This window comes from Moorena sp. (assembly GCF_982860115.1).
In genome coordinates this window covers 1-7,096 of the sequence record NZ_CEYLVT010000310.1, presented here as the reverse complement: position 1 = coordinate 7,096, position 7,096 = coordinate 1, and the positions used below count along the sequence as shown (strand labels likewise).

Genomic DNA, 7,096 nt, shown 5'->3' with positions numbered 1-7,096 from the left:
CAATCCGATTGTTCTCAAAGCCACAAAGGTCATTGGCCAGGATCGCTTCTGCATCGACTAGGCTTCCTGGCAATTCGGTTAAGCCTGAGGTGGGGTCTATCTGGGAGATGTTGAGGATTACGTCACCGTTGAAGGATGGGCCACGATTGGAGGTGGAAGTGATGTCATTTCCTGGAGTGAGACGGTCTCGAAACTCTAAGCCAAAGATGCCTTGGGCATTAATCCTAACACTACCTCCTGGGCCTTCTTCAGCATTGGCGGTGATGTCGCTATCTCCGAGACCGACTAGGGTATCAGTATCAATAAATATATTTCCCCCAGTGGTTGTATTCTGAGCGTCAGTTATAATCAAGCTTTGGTTGAGGAGTCGGATGTCACTGGAAAAGAGTTTAATATTGCTGTCGTCTCCTCCTGCTGTTTCTGCTGTGATCCTACCTTTGTTGTTAAGGAAAATGGAGTTGGCATTAATCTCTACCTCCCCTGCTGAACTCCCCTGTTGAGTGCTTCTAGCACTAACTTCTGCTCCATCTTTGACAATTAATTGCCCGGTGGTAAGACTCAAATCTCCCGCATTTCCTTTCCCTTGAGTTTCAGTAAACAAGCCACTGGGAAACTTACCATCGGCTGAGGTACCAATTAGTTGAATAGTCTCCTCAGCATCCACTGTCAAATCTCCCCCGTCCCCAAGACCAAAAGTGCGAGCTAAAACTCTTGCTCCATCTTTGACAATTAACTGCCCAGTGGTAATACTCACATCTCCCGCTTTTCCTTTGCCTTGAGTTTGAGTCAACAAAGCGCTGCCAAACCGACCATTGGCTGACCTACCAATCAGTTGAACAGTCTCGGAGGCATTCACTGTCAAATCTCCCCCGTCCCCTTCACCCACAGTGCCAGCTGAAATAATTCCTCCATCTTTGACAATTAACTGTTCGGTGGTAATACTCACATCTCCCGCTTTGCCTTTTGAGCCTCGATTAGCTTGAGCAAACAAGCCGCTGGGAATATTACCATTGGCATCAGTACCAATGACTTGAACAGTAGAGGAGGCATCCACTGTCAAATCTCCTCCGTCCCCTTCATCAAAAGTGCTAGCTGAAACAATTCCTCCATCTTTGACAATTAACTCCCCAGTGGTAATACGTGTTTTGCCTGCATTTCCTGTCCCTTCAGTTCGAGCAAACAAGCCGCTGCGAATATTATCACTGCCTAAGCTACCAATCAGTTGAACAGTCTCGGAGGCATTCACAGTCAAATTTCCGCCATCCCCTTCATTAAAAGTGCTAACTGAAACTTGTGCTCCATCTTGGATAATTAACTGCCCAGTGGTAATAGTTACATCTCCCGCTTTTCCTTTCCCTTCAGTTTGACTCAACAAGCCGTTGGCAAAATCACCATCGACTAAGGTCCCAATTAGTTGAACCTTTTCGGAGGCATCCACAGTCAAATTTCCGCCGTCCCCAAGACCGCTTGTACCAGCTGAAACTCTTGCTCCATCTTTGACAATTAACTCCCCAGTGGTAATACTCACATCTCCCCCATTTCCTGTTGCTCTTGGCAAAACTCGGGATCCCAAAAGGCTGAGATTACCATCAGGCGATACACCAATTACTCGAACAGATTCCGAGGCATCCACTGTCAAATCTCCCCCCTGTCCTGAGCCAGATACATCAGCAGTTATCCTAGAACCACCCTCAAGACTCAACTGTGAAGCCTCAACCACTATCCCACCGCCATTCTGACTTCCCTCGGTATCCGCAAATACAAAAGAGCGATCGCGTAAACTCACCTTAGCCCCTTGCACCTGCATACTGCCACCACTTTCGCCACTGGTCTCAACTCTAGCCTCCTCGGACAAACTAATATCCTGAAACCCTTGAACTAGTGAATAATCCAATACAAAACTCGTATCCGTTGGGGTCAGGTTCACCACACTATTAGAACCAACACTCCCCAGCTCAATCCGTCCATCGCTTGCAGTTAAATTACCACCATCAATCGTAATGTCACCACCAATTAGCCCTAAGGTTTGACCATTTGGTACCCGAAACAGACTAGACTGATTAGTAATACTTCCTGGATTGGAACCATATTGCAACCCAGAGGGAATATTAATCGTCAACAACGGTTTTTTATTGGGATTTAATGTGCTGAATACTGTGCCATCGTCAAACAACACACTATCAGCAGTACTCCCAAAAAATGACCCTCCGAGATCTAGTCGGCTATTGGGACCAAAGAAAATACCGTTTGGATTAATCACAAACAAGTTAGCATTACCCAATACGCCTAGAGTCCCTAAAATATTGGAAACATTAGTTCCCGTTACCCGACTCAGGATGTTGGCAATTCCAGCAGGATTATCAAAATAAACTCGCCCCATCTCATCCACATTGAAATCTGAAAAGCTGTGGAAGAGATTGCTTTCTCTAATCGCCCCACCTTCAATTAAATCTGCCAGGGCACCCTTAACATCGACATTGGGAGTTACTACAGAGCTTTCATTCCCCAGGCTATTATCTGGAGTAATTTGTCCTAATGCTGTAGTTGCACCCAGTAAAGAACACAGAAAAACGCTACTTGCTTGCACAAGTCCGTCAACCAGAGGTTTCATGGTAATAAAAAAGAGCTACCGAATTGACATAATTATTTCATAAAACTCAGGTTTTTACTGTTAATTTTTATTAGGCCAATCTGGCAGTTTTAATTAGATTAGTTGCATTGTTTACTTTAGGTCATCGAGAATTTGTAATAGTCAATAGGGAATAGGCAATAGGGAATAGGTAATAGGGAATAGGCAATAGGGAATAGGCACAAAAATTTGTATATCTCATTAATATTAAAACTGGGATAATGGCCTAGACAGCATGTAAGCTATCAGCTATCAGCTATCAGTTATCAGCTATCAGCTATCAGCTATTGGCCATAAGCACCTACACAAAATTAATTACCTACTCTGAATCTCTGTAAAGCTTACATTGTAAGACTTTGAGTTTTGGAAAATGTGCAATTAATTTTGTGCACCTGCTTAAGCGAGGCTACTGTTCGCGCAGGGTGCGCGTAGCGTAATCGGTGCTTTTAAATAAAATAAGCTGACTGCTGACTGCTGACTGCTGAATTCTTACGACAGCATTAACAGGCTATCACTGAAAATTAAGACAATAAATTAACAGGTAGTGATCAAGATGTCGTGGTTTTGCTGAGGTCTGGTCAAGGTAACGGGAGCTAAAATCACTATTTGTGTACCACTAGCCACTATCTTACGTTGACACTCCCCACGATTAGAAATCGGGGGATTCTTGGTTCAACGAACTGACTTGCTTAACCAGACCGGAATCAGGTTTAGTAGAGGACAGATCTCCCCAAGCGTTGATAAAAGTTTCGGTGTGCCCCACCGTACTCAAGGCTCTATTAAGTATGTTCTTGGCGGCATTATGTTCGCGTAGCGTCGGCTTCGCCGAATCGCGATCTAAATTGCAACCACATTTACAGGTATGAGTCCTAGTCGATAAAGATTTTTTGACGACCTCACCACATTCAGAACAGTTCTGGCTAGTATAGGCTGGATTAACTGCAACGGTTATCTTATTAAACCTTTGACCAAAATGCTCTAACCATACCCGAAATTGACGCCAACCAGCATCATTAATAGACTTGGCAAGACAATGATTTTTAACTAAGTTTTTTACCTTTAAGTCTTCGTAGGCGACCAGGTCGTTAGACCGGATTACGCAACGCGCCGGAGACGAAACCTTAGATAATGGAGCCTTTATAACAACAGTTTTAACCCTTTTCTGCATAACCTACAAACCAAAAAGGCTCCATTATCTTACGGTAACTTCTAACCAGTCTCTTGGCATGTTCTTTACGCTGCCTACTTATCTTAAGGTGTGCCCTAGCTAGTCTATTTCTGGCTTTTCGTCGGTTGGCTGAGCCTTTCTTTTTTCGGGAAAGCCTACGTTGACAGAATTTTACACGTTTCTCGCTTTTTCTATAAAACCTGGGATTGGGTTCCGAGTAGCCATCAGAGTCAGTATAAAACTCTTTTAGTCCTACATCTAGTCCAACAGCATATCCGGTACTTTCTGACTCTTCAGTTTTATTTACTTTGACGCAGAACTGGACATAATAGCCGTCGGCTTTCTTGACAATCCGAACCCTTTTTATAAGCTTTTGGTCGAACCACCATAAGTCCCAAGTACCTTTAAGCTTGATTTTGCCAATACCTTTCTTGTCGGTGAACTTAATAGACTTTTTGTCTATTGATAATTTCCAACCAGATTGCTTGTACTCAACAGAACGGCAGTGCTTCTTGAATTTCGGGAAGCCTTTCTTCCCTGGAACCTTCTTTTTACAGTTATCAAAGAAACGTTTAATAGCTCGTTCTACATTTTCAACAGAAGCCTGACAAGCATGACTATTGAGGTCTTTTACAAACTTAAATTCGTCTCTTATTTGGGTGTTATAGCGATAGAGTTGTTTCTTTCCAATCCCTTTGTTATCTATCCAGTAACGAAGCACTTTGTTTCGTACAAACTTAGAGGTACGAATGGCTTCATCCACAGCTTTCTGTTGGGACTTGCTAAGGATGGCTTTGAACTCCATTGCTAACACTTTTACCACCTCCTTGACGTTATTTTGGGTGCATTTTTATAGTATATACATAAGATATAGCTAGTGTCTATGATAAATTTTAAAAAAAATTCAAATACAATAAAAATATTGTCTACTCGTGTAAATACCACGTCGTATGGTGTCCTAAATACCGTAGACCAGTACTTGTAGAAGAGGTGGAAGTAAGACTAAAAGAACTCCTCCACCAGATAGCGGAAGAGATCCAAGTCGAAATTATCGAATTAGAAGTAATGCCTGATCATGTTCACCTACTCTGTGAATGCGACCCCCAATTTGGCATCCACAGAGTAGTTAAAAGGTTTAAAGGAGCCACCAGCAGGTACCTTAGAGAACAATTCCCTCATCTGAAAAGTAGGCTACCTACCTTGTGGACTAATTCTTACTTTCTGTCTACAGTTGGAGGCGCTCCACTAGAGACAATCAAACGGTATGTTCAAAATCAGAAAGAGGTTTAGGGAATAAATTCCCGTTCGGGCTAACCCCATGGATAGAATCGGTGGGGCGTTGCGCCCTCAGGTTCTTCGGTCACTTTAACTCCAGCTACCGACCGTGCGGGGGAAAGTCACGCCCAGGTCGATAACAGCCACGAGCGTTGTTGTGCAAAGGTTCAATTGTTTTCCTGTTGCAAGCTTGCTAGCATGCCTCTTGCTAGCATGCCTCTTGCCTTCCCCTCCTGGGAGGGGTTAGGGGTGGGTTGCCTCTTGCTAGCATGCCTCTTGCCTTCCCCTCCTGGGAGGGGTTAGGGGTGGGTTGCCTATTGCTAGCATGCCTATTGCCTTCCCCTCCTGGGAGGGGTTAGGGGTGGGTTGCCTCTTGCTAGCATGCCTATTGCCTTGGCCGTAGCGCTATATAAACTCCATAACAAACCTTAACTTATCAGTATAATCTCGGACAAGTAATCGGTTATCATGAAAGTGGCATAAAGCAATACATACTGATGGTTTAACCTCTAGGGAGGCCAAAAATGAAATTCAATATTTTGGCAACGCTAACCTTAGTCGCTTCCCTGTTCTTCACTGGTTCAGCAGTAGCTGAGAACCCAGACCAGGTGCAACAGTTGCTTTCAACTGGTGAATGTTCAGGGTGTGATTTAGAAGGAGCAGATCTATCGGGCGCGCATCTACTTGGGGCTGATTTAAGGAATGCTAACTTGCAAGGAGCAAACTTAATCGAAGCCAACCTAGAAGGTGCTGACCTGACTGGTGCCAATTTAAACGGGGCTAACTTAACCCAAGCCTTTGTTACCAATGCCAGTTTAAACTGTGCTAATCTCAACCAAGTGAATTTGACAGCGGCCAAGCTTTACGACACCGATGTGTCTGGAGCTGTGATGAACAACCTTACCTTAACTAATGCCGAGATCTTTGAAACTGGCATTGGCATTGGTGGTAGTGCCGAGGAATTCAATTTCAATGTCGAGTGTAGAGTAGAGTCTTGAGACGTAAGCTATCAGCTAATGCGCTATGCGCACGCTACTTGAGGTGCTATCAGCTATCAGCTATCAGCTTATGCTTCACAGTGTTGAAGCCTTTGCCACGCTACTGATTGGTGCTTTTGAATAAGTTATGGAGCGCGGTCTTAGGAGTTTCCCCTAAGACCGCGCTCCATCTATCTAGAAAAGAGAATTCGTTGAATCTGAGTAAAGCTGAGCGCTGACCGCTGAATGCTGTTAGCGTAGCGTGCGCTTCGCGCATATGCTTAAAAAGATTCAGCTATTGGAATCTGTGCAAGTCAACCATTAGGTGTTAGGATAGGTGACTAACCCAAAAAATTCCAGGGGAGGGAAAGTTGACCGAATTTCTAGATTTTCTTAAGCATAAGTATGCTTATGTTGCCGTTGGTGAATTCAAGCCAGGCAAATTTCAAGAAGCTCAGGATCTGTATGAGAAAGCTGTATCTACCTATATCCAAGGGTTCAAAGGCGCTTACCTACTGCAAGAACCTGGAACCGATAGAGGGATTGCTGTGATCTTTTGGGAAAGTATAGCGGACATGGAAGAAAATCAAAGTGAAGCCTATGAGGCGATCTTAAACCAAATGTCTCACTTGTTTACCAAAGCTCCCACCACATCGTTCTACGAAGTTTGCAGTGAAATCCAGCCTCCGAATTAGCTGGAGAATTAAGAATTAAGAATGCGCGAATTAAGAATGCGCGAATTTAGAATTTAGACTCATGGGACCGCGTAGCGTGGCCTAGGGCCAATCTCTTTTAGCGATCGCATTAAACTAATAATATATACAATTCACACACTAAGAGCGGATGGGGGGAATCGAACCCCCATCATCAGCTTGGAAGGCTGAGGTTTTACCACTAAACTACATCCGCACTGTTTCCAGCACTTCTAGGATCATAACATAACAAAATCAAAGTGCAACATTTTTTAGATCAAAATTCGGGACTCTTGCCTGTTGCCTATTGCCTATTGCCTTCCCCTCCTGGGAGGGGTTAGGGGTGGGTTGCCTA

At 44.0% G+C, this 7,096-nt stretch carries 3 protein-coding genes, 1 tRNA gene and 2 pseudogenes; 3 read left to right on the top strand and 3 right to left on the bottom strand.

Annotation, left to right across the window (positions count from 1 at the left end; translation table 11 throughout):
* Together AC4II3_RS30040 and AC4II3_RS30035 are read right to left on the bottom strand one after the other, a co-directional pair.
* Positions 1 to 2,611 (bottom strand): two-partner secretion domain-containing protein (locus AC4II3_RS30040; RefSeq protein ID WP_488029741.1); only part of this gene is annotated, 2,611 nt, incomplete at its 3' end.
* A gap of 667 nt (positions 2,612 to 3,278) precedes the next feature.
* Positions 3,279 to 4,602 (bottom strand): annotated as a pseudogene (locus tag AC4II3_RS30035) (RNA-guided endonuclease InsQ/TnpB family protein).
* A 92-nt stretch (positions 4,603 to 4,694) separates the two neighbouring features.
* Here AC4II3_RS30035 and tnpA point away from each other — a divergent pair.
* The 3 genes and pseudogenes from tnpA to AC4II3_RS30020 all read left to right on the top strand — a co-directional run.
* Positions 4,695 to 5,087: pseudogene (tnpA, locus tag AC4II3_RS30030) on the top strand (IS200/IS605 family transposase); the annotation flags it as partial.
* Positions 5,088 to 5,596: 509 nt separating this feature from the next.
* Complete coding sequence (locus AC4II3_RS30025; RefSeq protein ID WP_488016591.1) at positions 5,597 to 6,070, top strand: pentapeptide repeat-containing protein; 474 nt, start codon at positions 5,597 to 5,599, stop codon at positions 6,068 to 6,070.
* 350 nt (positions 6,071 to 6,420) lie between these two features.
* On the top strand, positions 6,421 to 6,744 hold the full coding sequence (locus AC4II3_RS30020; protein ID WP_488016589.1) for an antibiotic biosynthesis monooxygenase: 324 nt from the start codon (positions 6,421 to 6,423) through the stop codon (positions 6,742 to 6,744).
* Positions 6,745 to 6,887: 143 nt separating this feature from the next.
* Here the strand turns inward: AC4II3_RS30020 and AC4II3_RS30015 are convergent.
* Positions 6,888 to 6,958, bottom strand: a tRNA-Gly gene (locus AC4II3_RS30015).
* Positions 6,959 to 7,096 lie beyond the last annotated feature (138 nt).